The 18,906-nt window shown below is 70.4% G+C and carries 13 protein-coding genes; 4 read left to right on the top strand and 9 right to left on the bottom strand.

The features are described from left to right. Positions 1-13 precede the first annotated feature (13 nt). Genes JNX00_RS06550 through JNX00_RS06540 form a run of 3 tightly spaced genes read right to left on the bottom strand, consistent with a single transcriptional unit; the run spans position 14 to position 6,560 of the window. Entirely contained in the window at positions 14-3,829 is a 3,816-nt protein-coding gene (locus tag JNX00_RS06550) for a nitrate reductase subunit alpha (RefSeq protein ID WP_204744444.1), read from the bottom strand. A 25-nt stretch (positions 3,830-3,854) separates the two neighbouring features. Further along, positions 3,855-5,267, bottom strand: coding sequence for a NarK family nitrate/nitrite MFS transporter (locus JNX00_RS06545; protein WP_204744443.1), 1,413 nt, complete (start codon positions 5,265-5,267; stop codon positions 3,855-3,857). 21 nt (positions 5,268-5,288) lie between these two features. Beyond that, entirely contained in the window at positions 5,289-6,560 is a 1,272-nt protein-coding gene (locus JNX00_RS06540; protein WP_204744442.1) for a nitrate/nitrite transporter, read from the bottom strand. 157 nt (positions 6,561-6,717) lie between these two features. On the opposite strand from JNX00_RS06540, the gene JNX00_RS06535 reads away from it, so the two are divergent. Beyond that, positions 6,718-7,272 (top strand): hemerythrin domain-containing protein, encoded by a 555-nt coding sequence (locus JNX00_RS06535; protein WP_083293133.1) that lies wholly within the window; start codon positions 6,718-6,720, stop codon positions 7,270-7,272. A gap of 6 nt (positions 7,273-7,278) precedes the next feature. Here the strand turns inward: JNX00_RS06535 and JNX00_RS06530 are convergent, their stop codons facing one another. Beyond that, positions 7,279-7,971 (bottom strand): response regulator transcription factor, encoded by a 693-nt coding sequence (locus JNX00_RS06530; protein WP_070398845.1) that lies wholly within the window; start codon positions 7,969-7,971, stop codon positions 7,279-7,281. After that, positions 7,968-9,884, bottom strand: a complete 1,917-nt coding sequence (locus tag JNX00_RS06525) for a type IV pili methyl-accepting chemotaxis transducer N-terminal domain-containing protein (RefSeq protein WP_204744441.1) — start codon at positions 9,882-9,884, stop codon at positions 7,968-7,970. Before JNX00_RS06525 ends, JNX00_RS06530 begins: the two co-directional genes overlap by 4 nt. 213 nt (positions 9,885-10,097) lie before the next feature. On the opposite strand from JNX00_RS06525, the gene JNX00_RS06520 reads away from it, so the two are divergent. After that, positions 10,098-11,402 (top strand): NnrS family protein, encoded by a 1,305-nt coding sequence (locus JNX00_RS06520; protein WP_239478266.1) that lies wholly within the window; start codon positions 10,098-10,100, stop codon positions 11,400-11,402. Between the two features lie 147 nt (positions 11,403-11,549). Then, entirely contained in the window at positions 11,550-12,269 is a 720-nt protein-coding gene (locus tag JNX00_RS06515; protein WP_204744440.1) for a response regulator, read from the top strand. A 9-nt stretch (positions 12,270-12,278) separates the two neighbouring features. On the opposite strand, the gene JNX00_RS06510 is transcribed toward JNX00_RS06515, so the two are convergent. Further along, complete coding sequence (locus JNX00_RS06510; protein ID WP_204745007.1) at positions 12,279-13,487, bottom strand: flavin-dependent oxidoreductase; 1,209 nt, start codon at positions 13,485-13,487, stop codon at positions 12,279-12,281. A 79-nt stretch (positions 13,488-13,566) separates the two neighbouring features. Then, positions 13,567-14,535 carry a tripartite tricarboxylate transporter substrate binding protein gene (locus tag JNX00_RS06505; RefSeq protein WP_070398849.1) on the bottom strand — a complete coding sequence of 323 codons (969 nt, stop codon included), beginning with the start codon at positions 14,533-14,535 and terminating at the stop codon, positions 13,567-13,569. Positions 14,536-14,624: 89 nt separating this feature from the next. On the opposite strand from JNX00_RS06505, the gene JNX00_RS06500 reads away from it, so the two are divergent. Further along, positions 14,625-15,140 (top strand): MarR family transcriptional regulator, encoded by a 516-nt coding sequence (locus JNX00_RS06500; RefSeq protein ID WP_204744439.1) that lies wholly within the window; start codon positions 14,625-14,627, stop codon positions 15,138-15,140. A gap of 36 nt (positions 15,141-15,176) precedes the next feature. Here JNX00_RS06500 and JNX00_RS06495 read toward each other — a convergent pair whose 3' ends face one another. Both JNX00_RS06495 and JNX00_RS06490 read right to left on the bottom strand, forming a co-directional pair. Then, the gene (locus JNX00_RS06495; RefSeq protein ID WP_204744438.1) at positions 15,177-17,000 is read right to left on the bottom strand and encodes a DEAD/DEAH box helicase; all 1,824 of its coding nucleotides are present in this window, start codon (positions 16,998-17,000) and stop codon (positions 15,177-15,179) included. Between the two features lie 275 nt (positions 17,001-17,275). Beyond that, positions 17,276-18,856 (bottom strand): inorganic phosphate transporter, encoded by a 1,581-nt coding sequence (locus JNX00_RS06490; protein ID WP_204744437.1) that lies wholly within the window; start codon positions 18,854-18,856, stop codon positions 17,276-17,278. Positions 18,857-18,906: the final 50 nt, after the last annotated feature.

The following is an 18,906-nucleotide window of genomic DNA, read 5'->3' as shown; positions in this document are numbered from 1 at the left end:
GCTCCCGCCGCGTTCAGGGGTTCTCGCCCTGGGCCTGATAGGCGCGGGCCAGGTGATCGTCGCGCGGCGTGTCGAGCCAGTCCACCCGGCGCATCTTGCGCACCACCACGAACTCGTCGCGGTTGGTGCCGATGGTGCCGTAGTAGTTGAAGCCGTAGCTCAACTGCGCGTAACCACCGATCATGTGCGTGGGCTTGAGCACGATGCGCGTGACCGAGTTGTGGATGCCGCCGCGCACGCCGGTGATCTCCGAGCCCGGCGTGTTGATGATCTTCTCCTGCGAGTGGTACATCATCACCATGCCGGGGTTGACGCGCTGGCTGACCACCGCGCGCGCGGCCACCGCGCCATTCACGTTGAACAGCTCGACCCAGTCGTTGTCCACGATGCCGGCGCGTTGCGCGTCGGTCTCGCTGAGCCAGATCACCGTGCCCCCGCGGTTGAGCGTGAGCATGATCAGGTTGTCGCTGTAGGTGCTGTGGATGCCCCACTTCTGGTGCGGCGTGATGAAGTTCAGCACGATCTCGGTGTGGCCGTTGGGCTGGCGGCCCTGCACCGCGTCGGTGGTCTTGAGGTCCACTGGCGGGCGGTAGCTGCTGAAGCCCTCGCCGAAGGCGATCATCCAGGGGTGGTCCTGGTAGAACTGCTGGCGCCCGGTGAGCGTGCGCCAGGGGATCAGTTCGTGCACGTTGGTGTAGCCCGCGTTGTAGGACACGGTCTCGCTCTCGATGCCGCTCCAGGTCGGCGAGCTGATGATCTTGCGCGGCTGCGCCTGGATGTCGCGGAAACGGATCTTCTCGTCCTCGCGGTACAGCGCCAGGTGCCGGTGATCCCGCCCGGTGGCCTTGCCCAGCGCCTCCCAGGCCTTGACGGCCACATGGCCGTTGGTCTCGGGCGCGAGCTGAAGGATCACCTCGCAGGCGTCGATGTCGCTGACGATGCGCGGCAGGCCGTGCGTGGCCCCCGGCTCGTCGGTGGAGCCGTTGAGCTGGCCGAGCTGCGTGACCTCCTGCTCGGTTTTCCAGCCGATCCCCTTGCCGCCATTGCCCAGCTGGTTCATGAGCGGCCCCAGCGCGGTGAAGCGCTTGAACACGTTGGGGTAGTCGCGCTCGACCACGGCGATCTGCGGCGCGGTCTTGCCGGGAACGAGATCGCACTCGCCCTTCTTCCACTCCTTCACCTCGAAGGGCTGGGCCAGCTCGGCCGGGCTGTCGTGCATCAGCGGCGTGAGCACCACCTCCTTCTCCACGCCGAGGTGGCCCACACAGACCTCGCTGAAGGCTTTGGCGAAGCCCTTGTAGATCTCCCAGTCGCTGCGGCTTTGCCACACCGGGTCCACCGCGGCCGACAGCGGGTGGATGAAGGGGTGCATGTCGCTGGTGTTGAGGTCGTTCTTCTCGTACCAGCTCGCGGTGGGCAGCACGACGTCGCTGTACAGGCAGGTGGTGCTCATGCGGAAGTCGAGCGTGACCAGCAGGTCGAGCTTGCCCTCGGGGGCGGTGTCGTGCCAGCGCACCTCGGTGGGCTTCGCGTCGTCTGGGCCCAGGTCGGCGCCCTGCACGCCGTGCTGCGTGCCCAGCAGGTGGCGGCAGAAGTACTCGTGGCCCTTGCCGCTGGAGCCCAGCAGGTTGGAGCGCCACACGAAAAGATTGCGCGGCCAGTTCTGCGGCGCGTCCGGGTCCTCGCAGCTCATCTCCAACGTGCCGTCCTTGAGCGCCTTGACGACGTAGTCCTTGGGGTCCATGCCCGCGGCGGTGGCGTCGGCCACCACCTGCAGGGGGTTGGTCTTGAGCTGCGGCGCGCTGGGCAGCCAGCCCATGCGCTCGGCGCGCACGTTGTAGTCGATCATGCTGCCGCCCCAGGCGGCCTTATCGGCGAGGGGACTCACGATCTCCCCGAGGTCGAGTTTTTCGTAGCGCCACTGGTCGGTGTGGGCGTAGAAGAAGCTGGTGCTGTTCTGCTGGCGCGGCGGGCGAATCCAGTCGAGCGCGAAGGCCAGCGCGGTCCAACCGGTCTGCGGGCGCAGTTTCTCCTGGCCCACGTAGTGCGCCCAGCCACCCCCGCTCTGGCCGATGCAGCCGCACATCATGAGCAGGTTGATCACGCCGCGGTAGTTCATGTCGGCGTGGTACCAGTGGTTCATGGCCGCGCCGATGATGACCATGGACTTGCCCTGGGTCTTGTCGGCGTTGTCGGCGAACTGCGTGGCCACGGTGATCACCTGCTCGCGCGGCACGCCGGTGATGCGCTCCTGCCAGGCCGGCGTGTAGGGCGCGTCCTCGTCGAACGACGCGGCGCCGCTGCCCAGGCCCCTGTCGATGCCGTACTGCGCGGCCTGCAGATCGAACACGGTGGCCACGAGCGCGTGGCGCTCTTCACCGGCCTTGCCCAAGCGCAGGCGCACGGCGGGCACGCGCGCCAGGTTCACCGCCCCGGCCGAGTCATTGCCCGCGAAATGCGGCGAGGCCTGGCCGCCGAAGTAGGGAAAGCCCACGTCGACCACCTCATGCGCCTGCTCGCCGTCTTCCAGCACCGAGAGCTTCAGGCGGACCTCGGCGCCATGGCGCGCCTCCTTGTTCTCCAGGTTCCAGCGGCCGGCGTCGTCCCGGCCCTCGGGGCCCCAGCGAAAGCCGATGCTGCCCTGCGGCAGCACGGCGCGGCCATCGGCATCGAAGGCCACGGTCTTCCATTCCGGGTGGTTCTTCTGGCCCAGGCGCCCGTTGAAGTCGCTGGCGCGCAGGTAGCGGTCGGGCACCTGCACCACGCGGCCGTCGGGCAGGGTCTTGTCCTTGAGCACCACCAGCATGGGCAGGTCGGTGTAGCGGCGCGCGTAGTGGTCGAAGTAGCTCGATCGGGGGCCGTTCTCGGGAAAGTAGAAGCGCTTGAGTACCACGTGGCCCATGGCCATGGCCAGCGCCGCGTCCGTGCCCTGCTTGGGGTGCAACCAGAGGTCGGCGAGCTTGGCGACCTCGGAGTAGTCGGGTGTGACGGCCACCGTCTTGGCGCCCTTGTAGCGCACCTCGGTGAAGAAGTGCGCGTCGGGCGTGCGCGTCTGCGGCACGTTGGAGCCCCAGGCGATGATGTACGAGCTGTTGTACCAGTCGGCCGATTCGGGCACGTCGGTCTGTTCGCCCCAGACCTGCGGGCTCGCCGGCGGCAGGTCGCAGTACCAGTCGTAGAAGCTCATGCACACGCCGCCGATGAGCGAGAGGTAGCGCGAGCCCGCGGCGTAGCTGACCATGCTCATGGCCGGGATGGGCGAGAAACCGATGATGCGGTCGGGCCCGTGCCGCCGGATGGTGTAGACGTTGGCCGCGGCCACGAGCTGGTTCACCTCGTCCCAGCTGCTGCGCACGAAACCACCCATGCCGCGCACCTGCTGGTAATCGCGCCGCGCCTCGGGGTTCTCGACGATGGAGGCCCAGGCGGCCACCGGGTCCTTGGCCACCGCCAGCGCGGCGCGCCAGCGCTGCAGCAGCCGCCCGCGCACCATGGGGTACTTCACGCGGTTGGCGCTGTAGAGGTACCAGGAGTAGGAAGCCCCGCGCGCGCAGCCGCGAGGCTCGTGGTTGGGCATGTCCCAGCGCGTGCGCGGGTAGTCGGTCTGCTGCGTCTCCCAGGTGACGATGCCGCCCTTGACGTAGATCTTCCAGGAACAGCTGCCGGTGCAGTTCACGCCGTGCGTGCTGCGCACGATCTTGTCGTGCGCCCAGCGGTTGCGGTAGGCGTCCTCCCAGGTGCGGTCTTCGTTGGTGACCTGCCCATGCCCGCCGGCGAAGGACTCGCGCGGCAGCTTGAAATGCATCAGGCGGTCGAGGAAATGGCTCATGTCGGACTCCTTGGTTCCCGGGGCATCAGCAGGGCATGGGCGCGTTGCGGCGGCTGTACTGCCACCAGGTGATCGCGATGCACAGCAGATAGAAGACGATGAACAGGTAGAGCGCGGCCTCGGGTCCGCCGGTGAGGGTGATCGAGGTGCCGTAGCTCTTGGGGATGAAGAAGCCGCCGTAGGCGGCCATGGCGGCGGTGAAGCCCAGCGCGGCCGCGCCCTCGGTGTTGCCTTCGCGCGTGGCGCGCGCCACGGCTTCGGCATCGCGCGGGTCCACGCCCTTGAGCGCCTGGTTCAGGAAGATCACCGGGATCATGCGGAAGGTGGAGCCGTTGCCGATGCCGGTGGTGAGGAAGAGCACCAGGAACATGAGGAAGAAGCCCGCGAAGTGGCCACCGGCGCCCTGCTTGGGCAGGAACAGCAGCACCCCGCCCACGGCCAGGGCCATCACCACGAAGTTCCAGAAGCTCACGCGCGCGCCACCCAGCTTGTCGGCCAGCCAGCCGCCGAACGGCCGCACCAGGGCGCCCACCAGCGGGCCGAGCCAGGCGTAGGCCAGCGGGTTGACGCCGGGGAACTGGCTCTTGATCAGCAGCGGAAAGCCGGCGGCATAGCCGATGAAGGAGCCGAAGGTGCCCAGGTAGAGCACGCACATCAGCCAGTTGTGCTTGCGCCGGAAGATCGCGGCCTGCGCGGCAAAGGAGGCCTTGGCATCGGCGATGTCGTTCATGCCGAACCAGGCCGCCAGCGAGGCCAGCGCGATCCAGGGCACCCAGATGAAGGCCGCGTTCTGCGTCCAGACCTGCACCGTGGCGTTGTTCTTCACGATGGTTTGGGCCTCGCCGCCGAAGATGCCGAAGATGCCCGCCGTCACCACCAGCGGGCTGAGGAACTGCACCACCGACACGCCCAGGTTGCCCAGGCCGGCGTTCACGCCCAATGCCGAGCCCTTGCGCTCCTTGGGAAAGAAGAAGCTGATGTTGGCCATGCTGGAACTGAAGTTGCCGCCGCCGAAGCCGCACAGCAGGGCCAGCACCAGCATGGTGGCGTAGGGCGTGGTGTTGTCCTGCACCGCGACGCCGATGCCGATCGCGGGGATCAGCAGCAGGGCGGTGGAGATGGCCGTCCAGCGGCGCCCGCCGAAGATGGGCACCATGAAGGAATAGAAGATGCGCAGCGTGGCGCCCGACAGGGCCGGCGCCGCCGCCAGCCAGAACAGCTGGTCGGTCGAGTAGTTGAAGCCCAGCGCCGGCAGGCTGACGGCGACCACGCTCCAGACCTGCCAGATGGCGAAGGCCAGGAACAGCGCGGGCACGCTGATCCACAGGTTGATCTTGGCGATGGCTTCGCCTTCGCGTTCCCAGAAGGCCTTGTCTTCGGGTGTCCAGATGGTGAGGACGCGGCCGGTGGAGGCCGTCGCCCGGGTGTTGCTGCTCATGGGCTTCTCCTGCAGGGGCGCTCAGTGCGCGGGCGACGGTTCGGCGGGCCCCGCGCCGCGCAGGACGTCGGTGCGGCGCACCTCGGTCCAGTACATCCAGATCAGCGACACCCACACCACCCCATAGAGCAGCATGAAGGCGCTGGAACGGATGCCGGTGAGGTCGAGCAGCAGGCCGAACAGGATGGGCAGCACGAAGCCGCCCAGACCGCCGGCCAGGCCGACGATGCCGCTGATGGCGCCGATGTTGGTGGGGTAGTCGTCGGCGATGTACTTGAAGACGCTGGCCTTGCCGAAGGCGAAGGCGACGCCCAGCACGGCCATCAGCGCGGTGAAGGCATAGACGTTGAGGCCGATGTAGAAGGTGCGCGGGCCGTCGACGGCGCTGACGGTGAACTGCGTCTTCGGGTAGCTCAGCAGGAACAGGCAGACCCAGCTCACCCACAGCACCCACCAGGTGACCTTGTGGGCGCCGTACCGGTCGCTGAGCACGCCGCCGACCGCGCGCAGCACGCCGCCGGGCAGCGAGAAGCAGGCCGCCAGCAGCGCGGCCAGGCGGATGTCCAGGCCGTACTCGCCGATGTAGTACTGCACCATCCACAGCGCCAGCGCCACATAGCCGCCGAAGACGATGCTGTAGTACTGGCAGTACTTGAGGACCCGGGGGTCCTTGAGCGCCTTGAGCTGCTGCGCAAAGCCCACCTGGTTGGGCACGAGGTGCGCCGGGTCGCTGTGGCTGAACAGCCAGAACAGCAGCACGGTGCCCGCCATGATGGCCGCATACACCTGCGGCACCATCTGCCAGCCGAAGGCCACCAGAATGACCGGCGCCACGAACTTGTTGACCGCCGAGCCGCTGTTGCCGGCGCCGTACACCCCCATGGCCATGCCCTGCCGCTGCTTGGGGAACCAGCGCGCCACGTAGGGCGTGCCGACCGAGAATGAGCCGCCGGCCAGGCCCACGAACAGGCCGATGACCAGGAAGTGCCAGAACTGCGTGGCGTAGGCCATGAGCCAGATGGCGGGCACGGTGGCCGCCATCAACAGCGTCATGACGATGCGCCCGCCGTAGCGGTCGGTCCAGATGCCCAGCGGCACGCGCACCAGCGAGCCCGTGAGCACCGGCGTGGCCGTGAGCAGGCCGAACTGCGTGGCGTTGAGGTTCAGCATCTGCCGGATCGGGATGCCGATCACGCCGAACATCATCCAGACCATGAAGCACACGGTGAAGGCCCAGGTGCTCACGATCAGCACGGACCAGGCTTGGCGGGTTTTTGCGGTGTCGCCGTTCATGAGATCGCTCCCTTGACCATGCCGGTCACTGTGCTGGCGCCGCGGCGTTCGCAACATCCTGCGCATGAGCGATGGCGGCCTCCCGGAAGAAGGACCCTGGCATCCTCCCAAAGAGCTATGCCCGGTCCACAGCGGCCCCGCGGGCCTAGGATGCGCCATGGTCATGCGCATCGCCCTGCCCGGTCAGGCCCGGGACACCGCCACCACCGAAGTGCCGCTGGAAATGCTGTCGGCTTGCCACGGCCGCGTGCAGGCGCAGTGCGAGACGCTGCGGCGCCTGTGCGGGCACCTGCCGCGCCACGGCGCGGACCGCGGCGCCGTGGAAGCGGCCGAGGCCGTTCTGCGCTACTTCCGCCAGGCCGCGCCGCACCACCATGCGGACGAGGAGGCCGACCTGTTTCCGGCGCTGCGGGACGCGGCGCACGACGCCGAACGCGACGCGGTGCTGCGGCTCACGCAGGCGCTGGCGCTGGAGCACCGCGCGCTCGAGAACCTGTGGCGGCCCCTGGAGGCCGGGCTGGAGGGCGTGCGCGGCGGCGACGGCGCGGCGCTGTCGCAGGCCATGGCCGAGGCGTTCATCGCCGCGTATGAGCGGCACATCGAGCGCGAAGAGGCCGAGCTGCTGCCGATGGCCGAGCGGCTGCTCGATGGCGCCGCGCTCGCGCGCATCGGCGCCGCCATGCGCGCGCGACGAGGCATTGCCGCGCCCTGAAGCGGTTCAGGCCAGCAGTCCGCGCTCGGTGGCGTACACCGCCGCGTGCACGCGGTTGCTCAGTTCGAGCTTGCGCAGGATGTGCTGCACATGGATCTTCACCGTGGTCTCGGCGATGTCGAGGGCGCGCGCGATGTGCTTGTTGCTGTCGCCGCGCGCGATCAGGCGCAGGATTTCGCGCTCGCGCGGCGAGAGGGAGTGGATCGGGTCGGACGGCGGCGGCTCCAGCGGCGCGGGCGCTGGCGCGCCCGCCTCGTGCTGCGCCGGCCCGCGCCGCAGCAGGCCCACCAGCTTGCCCATCATCTCGGGACTGATGACCGAATCGCCCTCGAACACCCGCCGGATGGAGGCCGCGAGGTCGGCCGTGTCGATGGTCTTGAGCAGGTAGCCGTCGGCGCCCGCGCGCAAGCCGCGCGCGAGGTCGCTTTCGTTCTCGCTCACGGTGAGCATGAGCACGCGCGCCTCGGGCGCGGCGGTCTTGAGCGCGGCGATCGCGTCGACGCCGGTGACGCCGGGCATGTGGTTGTCGAGCAGCACCAGGTCGGGCCGCAGACGGGCCGCCAGGCCCATCGCCGCGGTGGCGTCGCCGGCCTCGCCGACCACCGAAAAGCCGGGCTCCTGCGCCAGCAGGGCCATCAGGCCGCGGCGGAACAGCTGGTGGTCATCGACCACGAGAAGGCGAATGACCGGCTCGCTCATGGCATGGCGGGCAGATCCGCGGCGGGGGCGGGCACGTCGAGCGACACCTCGGTTCCGCTGCCGGGGCGGGATTGGACCTCGACCCGCGCGCCGATGCGCTGGGCGCGCTCTCGCATGATGTGCAGGCCCACGTGGGTGTCGGCGTCGCGCGCGCCGTCGGTCGAGAAACCCTGGCCGTTGTCGCGCACGGTGAAGCGCCAGCGCGGTCCGCGCTGCACGCCCACCGACACCTCGCTCGCGCCGGCGTGCTTGCGCACGTTGGACAGCGCCTCCTGAACCACATGCAACACCTGGAGCTGGGTGTCCGGCGGCAGGGCCACGCCATGGCCCTGCAGGTCTAGGCGCGCGTTCAGGCCGCTTTGCAGTTCGAACTTGCGCAGCGTGGTGCGCAGCGCGTCCTCGATGTCGCCATCGGGCGTGCGGGTCCGGAAGTGCACCAGCAGTTCGCGCACGTCGTTGGTGCTCTCGCGCACACCGGCCTCGATCTCCTCGATGATGGCCGGCACCGCGGCCTCGTCGCCCCGCTGCACGGCGGCCTTGAGCAAGGCGACCTGGATCTTCAGGAAGGACAGCGCCTGCGCGATGGAGTCGTGCAGCTCGCGCGCGAGCAGGCCGCGCTCCTCGCTCACCGCGGCTTCGCGCAGCAGGGCCTGCACGCGCAGGTTCTCGGCCGCATTGGCCAGGTGGCCCGCCAGCGCGTCGTACAGGCCGCGGTCGTCCTCGCCCAGCAGGGCTTCATGGCGGTAGAACAGGTTCACTTCGCCCAGCAGGTACGCCTGGTGACGAATGGGTATGCCGATCAGGCAGACGTAGCCCTCCTGCGCGCAACCGCCCAGGCGCCGGTCCTCGGCGGTGGCGATGGGGATCACGCGCGTGCGCGCCGTGGCCGCGGGCTGGCCGCAGGCGCACTCGCCGGCCTCCAGGCAGCGCTCGTCTTCCACCAGCTGCTGGGGCAGGCAGTCGCTGGCGAGCATGAAGTAGCGCCGCGAGCCCTCGTCGCTCCAGCGGATGGCCACCGCGTCGGCGCCGCTCACGGCGCGCAGCTTGCGCGCGAAGCCGCGCGCCAGTTCATCGAGCGTGCGCGCGTTGACGATGAGCGAGCTCACTTCGTACAGCGCCGCCAGGCGCGCGCGCTTGGCCTCGAGGTCGCGCGTCTTGGCCTGCACCTGCCGCTCCAGGCCGTGGTACAGCCCCTGCAGGGTCTGCGCCATGTGGTTGAACCCGGCCGCCAGCTCGGCGAACTCCTGGTGCGAGTCCACCTCCACGCGTGCGGTGAAGTCGCCCGCCTCGATCTGGCGCAGGCCGGCCCGCAGCCGCTTGAGGGGGTGGATCACGAACAGCTGGCCCACATAGAGCGAGACCACGGCCGCGGCCACCGCCATGGCCATCATGACGAACTGGAACAGGTTGAGCACCGCCGTGTAGCGCGCCATGGTGGATTCCATGGCGCGCACCAGGGCGTCGATGCGTTCGACCAGGCCGTCGATGCGCGCCGTGAGCGCCGTGAGCGCCGTGGCCTCGCGCCCGGCGTCGCCCGGGGCGGTCCACAGCGGACGCAGGGCCTCCCACCGTCCCTGGATATCGGCGAAATGCCCTCGGCTGGCCTCGCTCCACGGCACGGCCAGCGGGCGCTGCGGGTCGCCCTGGTCGAGCAGCGCCAGCGTGCGGTCGACCTCGGCCACGAGCAGGGGCACCTGGGCGGGATCGCGCCCGCCCTGCCAGGCGCTGGCCAGGCGCCAGGCCTGCATGCGCAGGCGCCCGGCCTCGTTGACTGCGGCCGCGCCGCCTTCGATCTGGCGCGTGACCCACATCGTCAGGCCGATGGACAGCAGCGCCAGCAGCAGCAGCGCCAGGCCGATGAGCACGAACTTGGTGGAGAGCTGGTGCGGCCAGGCTCGGGCGACGAAGGGCATGGTGACAGCAAAGGGTGCCTCGGCATTGTCGGCCCGGCCCCGCGCGCTGTCCACGCACCGCCGGGGTCGTGGCCGGGCCATCGTTCTTCCGGAGGATGGTGGGCGCGGGGCACCTTCCACGGAAGGATGGTGGAGCGCACCCGTCGGCGGCACAGTGTCCTGGTCGGCCGGCCCGCACGGCCGGCCCCTTCCCTGTCTTGACCGCGCCCCGCCATGGCACACGCTCCCCGCCCCATCCCCCTGGCCGCCGCCCGGCCGGCACCGCTCGAACCGGCCGCCCTGCGCTGGCGCCCCGTCCACCTGATGCGGGCGCCGCACCGGCTGGCCTTCGCTGGCGCCACCGCGGTGCTGGTGCTGGGCTCGCTGTGGTGGCTGTGGGTGCAGTGCGCCCGGCTCGGCTGGCTGCCGGCGGGGCCGCTGACGGTGTCGCCCAGCCTGGGGCATGGCGCGCTCATGGTGCACGGCTTCATGCCGCTGTTCTTCACCGGCTTCCTGTTCACGGCCGGCCCCAAGTGGCTGGGCGTGGACGGGCCCGCGGCGCGCGCCGTGCTGCCCGCGGTGGCGCTGCAGGCCCTGGCCTGGCCGTTGTGGCTGCTCGGTGTCCATCTGTCGGCCCGGCTGGCGGTGCTGGCCTTGCTGCTGGCCGCCGCCGGGCAGGCGCTGGCCGGCGCGCGCTTCCTGGGGCTGCTGCGCGCCAGCGACGCCGACGACACCGTGCACGCCCGGCTGGTCGCGCTGGGCTGGGCCGTGGGCGCGCTCACGCTGCTGGGCCTGGCCTGGGGCGTGGGACACGACGATCCCGAGGCCGCGCGGCGTTGGCTGCACACCGGGCTGTGGGGCTTCGTGGCGCTGGTCTACGTGACGGTCGTGCACCGCATGGTGCCCTTCTTCACCTCCAGCGCCCTGCCGCTGGTGCGGCTGTGGCGGCCGATGTGGGTGTTGTATGTCCTGGTCGCCACGGTGGCACTCAAGACCCTGGGGCCCTGGCTCACCTGGGCGGGCCTGGACGCCACCGCCTGGGGCGCCTTCGAGGGCTTCGCGCTGCTGGTGGCCGGCTTCGTGCTGCTGTGGCTGGCCTTCGTGTGGGGCCTGGTGCAAAGCCTGGCGGTCCGGCTGCTGGCGATGCTCCACCTGGGCTTCGTCTGGCTGGGCCTGGGGCTGTCGATCGACGGCCTCGGGCAGATCTGGGCGTGGATCGGCGGCGCGCCCGTGGCGCCGCTGGCGGCGCTGCACGCCACCACCATGGGGTTCCTGGGCTCGCTCATGCTGGCCATGGTCACGCGGGTGGCCTGTGGCCACGGCGGCCGCGCGCTGGTGGCCGATCGCCTGTCCTGGTCCGCCTTCCTGCTGCTGCAGCTGGCGACGCTGCTGCGCATCGCCGCGGCGGTGGCGCCAGCGGCCTGGGTGGGCGGCCTGACCGCCGCCACCGCCGGGCTGTGGCTGCTGGCGGTCGGGCCTTGGGGACTGCGGCTGCTGCGCTGGTACGGGCAGCCCCGCCCGGATGGGCGCCCGGGCTGAGCCCGCCCCCGCACGGGGGCCCCGCCGTGGCACCATTGACGGGCGGCGTGGCCCGGTCGCTCAAGAACGCCGGCCAGCCGCCGAAAACCCGGCAGGGCACGCGCCTGGCGCAGGCCCGGACCTTTCCGATCGCCCCTGGAGCGCGCCATGACGCCATCCCCGCTGAACCCGACGCCCCGGCGCCACAAGATCCTCATCGTCGACGACGACCCGGGCATGGTGCACCTGCTGGCGCGCACCCTGCTCGACATCGCGCAGCTGCATTTCGCGGTGCGCGGCGACGACGCCCTGACCAAGCTGGCCCAGCACCAGCCCGACCTGCTGGTCATCGACGCCGAGCTGCCCGACCTCAATGGCTACGAGGTGATTGCCCGCATGCGCGAGAAGCCGGCGCTGGCCCACACCAAGGTGGTGATGGTGACCTCGCACAACACCTCCTCGTACCGCCAGCGCGCGTTCGAGGCCGGTGTGCTCGACTTCTTCACCAAGCCGATCGACCGCGACCTGATCCGCCTGCGGCTGGAGCAGATCCTCAACGGCGAGGCCATGGAGTACATCGAGCTCGACGAGCGCCCGCTGCCGATGCGCCAGGCCGCCGCGAGCGCCCCCGCGCCCGTGGCCGCGCCGGCGCGGGCCCCGGCACCCGCGCCCGCCCCCATGGCGGCACCCGCGGCCGCCGCGGTGGACGTGAACGCCATCACCTCCGAGCTGTTCGAGCGCATCTCGGCCATCCTGCTGCAGGCCGAGACGCTGCGCGAGCGCGTGCCGGCCGGCGCGAGCGCGGCCGAGCTCTACCCCGTGCAACGCATCCAGGAAGAGTGTGCCGAGGTGATCCAGCTGCTGGTCACCATCAGCGGCGAGGACTGAGCCCCGCGCTCAGGCCTTCAGCGAAAACCCCGCGATCCGCTTGTAGTTTTCGGAAATCTCGCGCAACGCGTCCTGGCTGATCAGGTCGTCGATGCGCGTGAAGGGCTGGCCGCCGCTGAGCTCGTCGGCCTTCATGATGATGAAGTCCGGCGGCAGCGTGCGGTTGGTCTCCACCACCTTCGCCGTCGCCGGCCGGCGCGCGGCCTCGTAGCGGCGCAGCGCGGCCTCGGGGTCCGCCGGCGTGGCGGCGAGCTCATCGGCCAGGGTGCGCGCGTCGATCAGCGCCTGGGCCGAGCCGTTGGAGCCGCGCGGGTACATGGGGTGGGCGGCGTCGCCCATCAGCGTCACGCGGCCCTCGCCCCAGTGGGACAAGGCGTCCTTGTCGACCATGGGGTACTCGAACACCTGTTGCGCGCCCTGGATGAGCGCGGGCACGTCGAGCCAGTCGTAGCGCCAGGCCTCGAAGATCGGCAGGAAGTCCTGCATCCGACCGGGCTTGTTCCAGTCGTTCATGGGCGCGCGCGGGTCGCGGATCTCGGCCACCCAGTTGATGAGCTGGTTCCCCTGGCCGTCCACGTTGTCGACGATCGGGTAGATCACCATCTTGCCGGTGTCGATGCTGCCGATGCGCAGGTAGCTCTTGCCATCCAGGATGGGCTTGTGCACCGTGACGCCGCGCCAGGTGTTGATGCCGGCGTAGCAGACAGGGTCCTGGGGATGGAAGTGGCGGCGGACCACCGAGTTCACGCCGTCGCAGGCGACCACCAGGTCGGCACGCGCGGCCGCGCCGTTCTCGAAGCGCAGCGTGGCGCCCCGCGCGTCGGGCTCGATCGCCACGCAGCGGTGGCCGGTGAGCAGGCGCTGCGCGCCCAGTCGCTGAACCGCGGCGCGCCAGAGCGCGCCATGCAGCTTGCCGCGGTGAATGCCCAGTTCGGGCAGCGGGTAGCCCGCGTGGCGGCCGCGCGGTTCGCTGTACACATACTGGCCCCAGCGGTTGAAGAACACGCTCTCGCGGTTCTCGATCGCCATGGCCTCCAGCTCGGCGCTCAGGCCCAGGGCGTCGAGTTCGCGCATGGCGTGCGGCAGCAGCGTGATGCCCACGCCCAGCTCCTTCACCTCGGCCACACCCTCGTACACCTCGCAGGCCAGCCCGCGCTGCTTCAGGCCCAGCGCGAACGCCAGGCCGGCAATGCCGCCGCCCACCACCGCGATCTTCATCGTGTCGCCCGCTTTCATTAGACAAGCCTCCGTGCGGCGCAGCGCGTCGCTGCTCGCCAGGGGAACGGCCCGGCGGCGCTCATTCGGCCTTGATGCCCTGCGCCTTGATCAGCGCGGCCCAGCGGTCGGCGTCCCGGGCCACCAGCTTCGCGAAGCCGTCGGGCGTGTCGCTCGCCGGGTCCATGCCCTGCCCTTCGAAGGCCTTCTTCACGTCCTCGGCGCGCAGGATGTCGTTGATCTCGCGGTTGAGCGCGGCCACCTGCGCGGCGGGCATGCCCTTGGGCGCGAAGATGCCGTACCACATGTCCACGTTCACCTCGCCGGCCTTGGCCTCGCTCAGCGTGGGCAGGTCGGGCAGCAGCGGGTGGCGCTTGTCGCTGCCGATGCCCAGGGCCACCAGGCGGCCGCTGCGCACCTGCGGCAGCGCCACGTGGATGGGCAGGAACATGGCGTCCACCTGCCCGCCGATCATGTCGGTGACCGCCGGGCCCGTGCCGCGGTAGGGGATGTGCGTGAGAAAGACCTTGGCGGTGTTCTTGAACAGCTCCATCGACAGGTGGTGCGGCGTGCCCACGCCCGGCGAGGCGTAGTTCAGCTTGCCCGGCGCCTGCTTCGCGGCGGCGATCAGATCGGCCGCCGTCTTGAAGCCCGAGCGCGGGTGCGTCACCAGGATGAGCTGGCCCCAGCTCGTCAGGCCCACCGGCTGCAGGTCGCGCACCGGGTCGAAGGGCATTTGCGGGTACAGGCTGCGGTTCATCACCAGCGTGTTCACGCTCACCAGCAGGGTGCTGCCATCGGGCGCGGCGCGCACCACGGCCTCGGTGCCGATGTTGCCGGAGGCGCCCGCGCGGTTCTCCACCACCACCGGGCGCTTGAGGCGCTCGGACAGCTTCGGGCCCACGGTGCGGGCGATCAGGTCGATGCCGGTGCCCGGGGTGAAGGGCACGATCAGGCGCAGCGGGCCTTCCTGCGCGGCGCTCAGGCCCGCCGTGGCCAGCAGCGCGGCGGCGACGAGGCCGCGGCGCAGGAACGAGAAATCGGCAACCATGGACGACCTCCTATCGTTAGCATGCTATTGATGTTGGCGGAAGTTCGCCCCCCGCACATCCGTAGAATCCCGCTCGCCCGACGAACATCATGACCCTGACCGATCTCTACCAGCGCCCCGGCTTCCTGCTGCGCCGCACCCACCAGATATCGGCGGCGGTGTTCGAAAACGCCTGCGCGAGCGTAGGGCTGACGCCGGCGCAGTACGGCGTGCTCACCGTGGTGGCGGCCGAACCCGGGTTGGACCAGACGCGGCTGTCTCGCGCCTTGGCCTTCGACAAGGTGACCGTCATGCGCGTGCTCAAGGGCCTCGAGGAGCGCGGCCTGGTGAGGCGCGAGCGCTCGTCCGTGAGCCGGCGCCAGATGACGGTGAGCCTGACCGCCGACGGCGAGGCGCTGCTGGCCGCCGCGCGCGAGCCAGCCGAGCGCGCCTACCAGCGCCTGCTGTCGCCGCTCACGCCGGCGCAGCGCGGCCAGTTGATCGAACTGCTGCAGACCCTGACCGAAGGCCTGGCGGACGAGGCGCGCGCGCCTTTCGTGCCGCTGGAAGCCAGCGTCCCCGCGGCCGGGGAACCACGGGCGCGCACGCGCAACACCCCTACCTGAGGGGCCCGCGGCCCAAGGGCCGGGGAACCGGGAGACTCAGCGGTCGCGGCGGCCGCGCGGGCCACCCGCGCGCTCGCCGAAGCCGCCACCGCGCGGGCCGCCGAAACCGCCCTCGCGCGCACCGCCACCGGCGTTGGGGCGCTGGCCCCAGCCGCGCGCCTGGGCCGGGCGCTCGTCGCGCGAGAAGCGCACGTCGCCACGCGGGGCGCGCGTGTCGTTGTTGTAGGGCGCACGCGGCTCCTGTTGGTGCGGCGCGCGCGAATCGCCGCGCGCGGGGCGGGCGTCGCCCTGGAAGGGGCGGCCCTCGCCTTGGAAAGGCCGGCCCTCGCCACGGAAGGGGCGCGCCTCAGCGTAGGGCGCACGGCCTTCGCCGCGCGACGGGCCCCAGCCCTCGCCCCGGCCAGCGGGACGGCCGCCCGGCCGGCCGCCACCGCCGCGGCGCTCGGACGACCAGCCGTCGCGGCGCGGCGCGGGCGGGCGCTCGCGCGGCTCCAGGCCCGGCACCACCTCGGCCTTGAAGCGCTGCTGGGTGTAGGCCTCGATGTCGGCGATGCGGCGGCGGTCGCGGAATTCGGCGAAGGTCACGGCCAGGCCGTCGCGGCCGGCGCGGCCGGTGCGGCCGATGCGGTGCGTGTAGTCCTCGGCCTTCATGGGCAAGCCGAAGTTGAAGACGTGCGTGATGGTGGGCACATCGATGCCGCGCGCGGCCACGTCGGTGGCCACCAGGATCTGCACCTGGCCGTTGCGCAGCGCCATCAGGCGGCGGTTGCGCAGCCCCTGGCTGAGCGCGCCGTGCAGGGCCACGGCCGCGAAGCCGGCCTGCTGCAGTTCGCCGGCCAGGCCGTCGCACTCGATCTGCGTGCTGGCGAAGACGATGGCCTGGTCGATGGAGGCATCGCGCAGCCAGTGGTCGAGCAGCTTGCGCTTGTGATCGGCGTGGTCGGCCCAGAACAGCACCTGCTTGATGTTGGCGTGCTGCTCCTGCGGGCTGTCGATCTGCACCTTCTGCACGTGCTTGCCGTTGTCGTGCATCACGCGCATGGCCAGCTGCTGGATGCGCGGCGCGAAGGTGGCGCTGAACATCATGGTCTGGCGGCGCTGGGCGGTCAGGGCGTTGATCTCGGCCAGGTCGTCGGAAAAGCCGAGGTCGAGCATGCGGTCGGCCTCGTCGACGACGAGGAACTGCACCTGGTCGAGCTTGAGCTGCATGGAGCGCTGGAGGTCGAGCAGTCGGCCCGGCGTGGCGACCACCAGGTCGGCGTTTTGCAGCTTGGCGATCTGCAGCTGGTAGGGCATGCCACCCACCACGCTGGCGATGCGCAGGCCGCGGCAGTGGCGCACCAGGTCGATGGCGTCGTGCGCCACCTGCTGCGCCAGCTCGCGCGTGGGGCACAGCACCAGCGCGCCCGGCGTGGCGGCCTTGAAGTGGCGCGGCAGCAGCGGGTTCTTGCGCTTGGGCGCCTTGGGCGGCACCTCGCCGCGCAAGGCGGCCTCGACCGCCAGGCGCTCGCGCTCGGCGCGCTCGGCCGTTTCGCGCGCGGCCTGCTGCTGGATCAGGGTGTGCAGCACGGGCAGCAGGAAGGCCGCCGTCTTGCCGCTGCCGGTCTGGCTGGAGACCATCAGGTCGGCGTAGCGCTCGGCTCCCTCGGCCTTGATGGCCAGGGGCATCACACGCGCCTGCACCGCCGTGGGCTGGGTGAAGCCGAGGTCGGCCACGGCGGCCACCAGTTCGGGGGCCAGGCCCAGCGCGGCAAAAGCGCTGGCGTCCACGGGGGCCGTGGTTTCCACCGGGGCCGTGGATTGTTGTTCGGGAGAGATCGCGGGCGAGGTCTCGCCGCGCGCTTCGAAAGCGTCGCTCATGTCAGTTCCTGCGCCCGCAAAAGCAATGGGGCGCCAATGACCGAATGCCGCGCGAAGGGGAGTTTCAGGCCCCGGGGCGTCGGATCCGTTCGTGGTTACACAACATCAACCACAAACGGTCCGCCCGGAAGCGGTGGCCCCTGCTCGCTCGCGTCGGATGGCGGGCGGTGTTCGGGGGCCGGGGTGTGTGAGGCCAATGCACAAAGGGCTTCGCCGTTGCCAGCGAAGCCCGCTATTCTCGCACAAATTCGGGAAAACCCGAAGCCCTGCACCCATCAGGACATGACTGCGGCCACCAGATGGAAGAGCAGCGCGGCCAGAACCGCCGTGGCCGGCACGGTCACGATCCAGGCCGCCACGATGCGCATGACCACCGATCGCTTGACGATTTCCTTCTTGTAGGCCTTCTTGAAGGCCTTGCGTTCGCCTTTGGCGAACACCGCGCCGTCCAGGCCGCGCACCTTGGCGCGCTGCTTCATCTCGGCCAGCATCTGCTTCTTTTCCTGCACCTCGGCGGCCTCGAAGCGCTGCATGTAGGCCTCGACCTCCTCGCGGTCGGTGCCCTGGTGGCCGGCGCGCACCACGGCCTCCATCTTGGCGTAGTTCACCTTGAGTAACTCGCGCAGGAAGCCCACGCCGAACACCGCGCCAATGGAAATGTGCGTGGTCGACACCGGCATGCCCAGCTGCGAGGCGACGATCACCGTGAGCGTGGCGGCCATCGCGATGGCGTAGGCGCGCATCTGGTCGAGTTCGGTGATTTCCTTGCCGACGGTGCGGATGAGCTTGGCCCCATACAGCGCCAGGCCGACCGCCAGGCCCAGCGCGCCCAGCACCATGATCCACAGGGGCGTGCCAGCCTTGGTGGCGATGGCACCGGCCTTCACCGCCTCGAAGATCGCGGCCAGGGGGCCGATGGCGTTGGCCACGTCGTTGGCGCCGTGGGCGAAGCTCAGCAGCGCGGCCGAGCAGATCAGCGGCCAGGTGAAGAGGTGATTGACGCCATCCTTGGAGTTCTCCTGGCGCAGCGCGATGCGCTCGATGGGTTTGCGGATGAGGCCCCACACCAGCGCCGCCGTGCCCAGGCCGACGATCACGGCCACGGGGAAGGACACCTTGACGATCTGGTTCACGCCCTTGAGCAGCATGTAAGTGGTGTAGGACCACACCATCAAGGCGATCAGCGCCGGCACCACGCGCGCGGCCGCCTCCGTCTTCTCGGTGCGGTAGGTGACGCTGCGCTTGATGACATAGAGGAACAGGGCAGCGAACAGCGCGCCCGACAGCGGAGACACCACCCAACTGACGACAATGGCGCCGATGGTCGGCCAATGCACCAGCCCCCAGCCCCCGGCGGCGATGCCTGCGCCCATGACCGCACCGATGATGGAATGCGTGGTGGACACCGGCGCGCCCAGCGCGGTGGCCAGGTTCAGCCAGAGCGCGCCGGCCAGCAGCGCGGCGAACATGACCCAGGCGAACAGCGTGGGGTCGGTGATGTCGGCCGGATTGATGATGCCGCCCTTGATGGTGCCCACGACCTCGCCGCCCGCGACGATGGCGCCCAGCGCCTCGAACACCGCCGCGACGACGATTGCCCAGCCCATGGTCATGGCACCCGAGCCCACCGCCGGGCCCATGTTGTTGGCCACGTCGTTGGCGCCGATGTTCATGGCCATGTAGGCGCCGACGGCCGCCGAGACGATCAGCAGCCAGACCGCCGTGCGGCTCAGGCCGGCGTCGGCCGCGCCGGTGAGCGAGGCGTACAGCCCCACAAGCAAGAGAAAGGCCACCGCGGTGGCCAGTTGCAGCGTCTCGAAGTGGCGCTCAATGAAGGGGCGGGATTTCTTTTTCATGTGAAATCGGCGTGAAAGTCACTTTATTGTCATGCAAGGCCGGGGTGACG

This window comes from Hydrogenophaga sp. YM1 (assembly GCF_016903055.1).
Taxonomy (GTDB): domain Bacteria; phylum Pseudomonadota; class Gammaproteobacteria; order Burkholderiales; family Burkholderiaceae_C; genus Hydrogenophaga; species Hydrogenophaga borbori.
The sequence above is the reverse complement of the archived record's forward strand: the minus strand, read 5'-3'. Positions and strand labels throughout refer to the sequence as shown.

Bases quoted from the DNA above. Each gene is read 5' to 3' on its own strand.
- JNX00_RS06550 (WP_204744444.1), bottom strand. From the start codon at position 3,829: ATGAGCCATTTCCTCGACCGCCTGATGCATTTCAAGCTGCCGCGCGAG.
- JNX00_RS06545 (WP_204744443.1), bottom strand. From the start codon at position 5,267: ATGAGCAGCAACACCCGGGCGACGGCCTCCACCGGCCGCGTCCTCACC.
- JNX00_RS06540 (WP_204744442.1), bottom strand. From the start codon at position 6,560: ATGAACGGCGACACCGCAAAAACCCGCCAAGCCTGGTCCGTGCTGATC.
- JNX00_RS06535 (WP_083293133.1), top strand. From the start codon at position 6,718: ATGGTCATGCGCATCGCCCTGCCCGGTCAGGCCCGGGACACCGCCACC.
- JNX00_RS06530 (WP_070398845.1), bottom strand. From the start codon at position 7,971: ATGAGCGAGCCGGTCATTCGCCTTCTCGTGGTCGATGACCACCAGCTG.
- JNX00_RS06525 (WP_204744441.1), bottom strand. From the start codon at position 9,884: ATGCCCTTCGTCGCCCGAGCCTGGCCGCACCAGCTCTCCACCAAGTTC.
- JNX00_RS06520 (WP_239478266.1), top strand. From the start codon at position 10,098: ATGGCACACGCTCCCCGCCCCATCCCCCTGGCCGCCGCCCGGCCGGCA.
- JNX00_RS06515 (WP_204744440.1), top strand. From the start codon at position 11,550: ATGACGCCATCCCCGCTGAACCCGACGCCCCGGCGCCACAAGATCCTC.
- JNX00_RS06510 (WP_204745007.1), bottom strand. From the start codon at position 13,487: ATGAAGATCGCGGTGGTGGGCGGCGGCATTGCCGGCCTGGCGTTCGCG.
- JNX00_RS06505 (WP_070398849.1), bottom strand. From the start codon at position 14,535: ATGGTTGCCGATTTCTCGTTCCTGCGCCGCGGCCTCGTCGCCGCCGCG.
- JNX00_RS06500 (WP_204744439.1), top strand. From the start codon at position 14,625: ATGACCCTGACCGATCTCTACCAGCGCCCCGGCTTCCTGCTGCGCCGC.
- JNX00_RS06495 (WP_204744438.1), bottom strand. From the start codon at position 17,000: ATGAGCGACGCTTTCGAAGCGCGCGGCGAGACCTCGCCCGCGATCTCT.
- JNX00_RS06490 (WP_204744437.1), bottom strand. From the start codon at position 18,856: ATGAAAAAGAAATCCCGCCCCTTCATTGAGCGCCACTTCGAGACGCTG.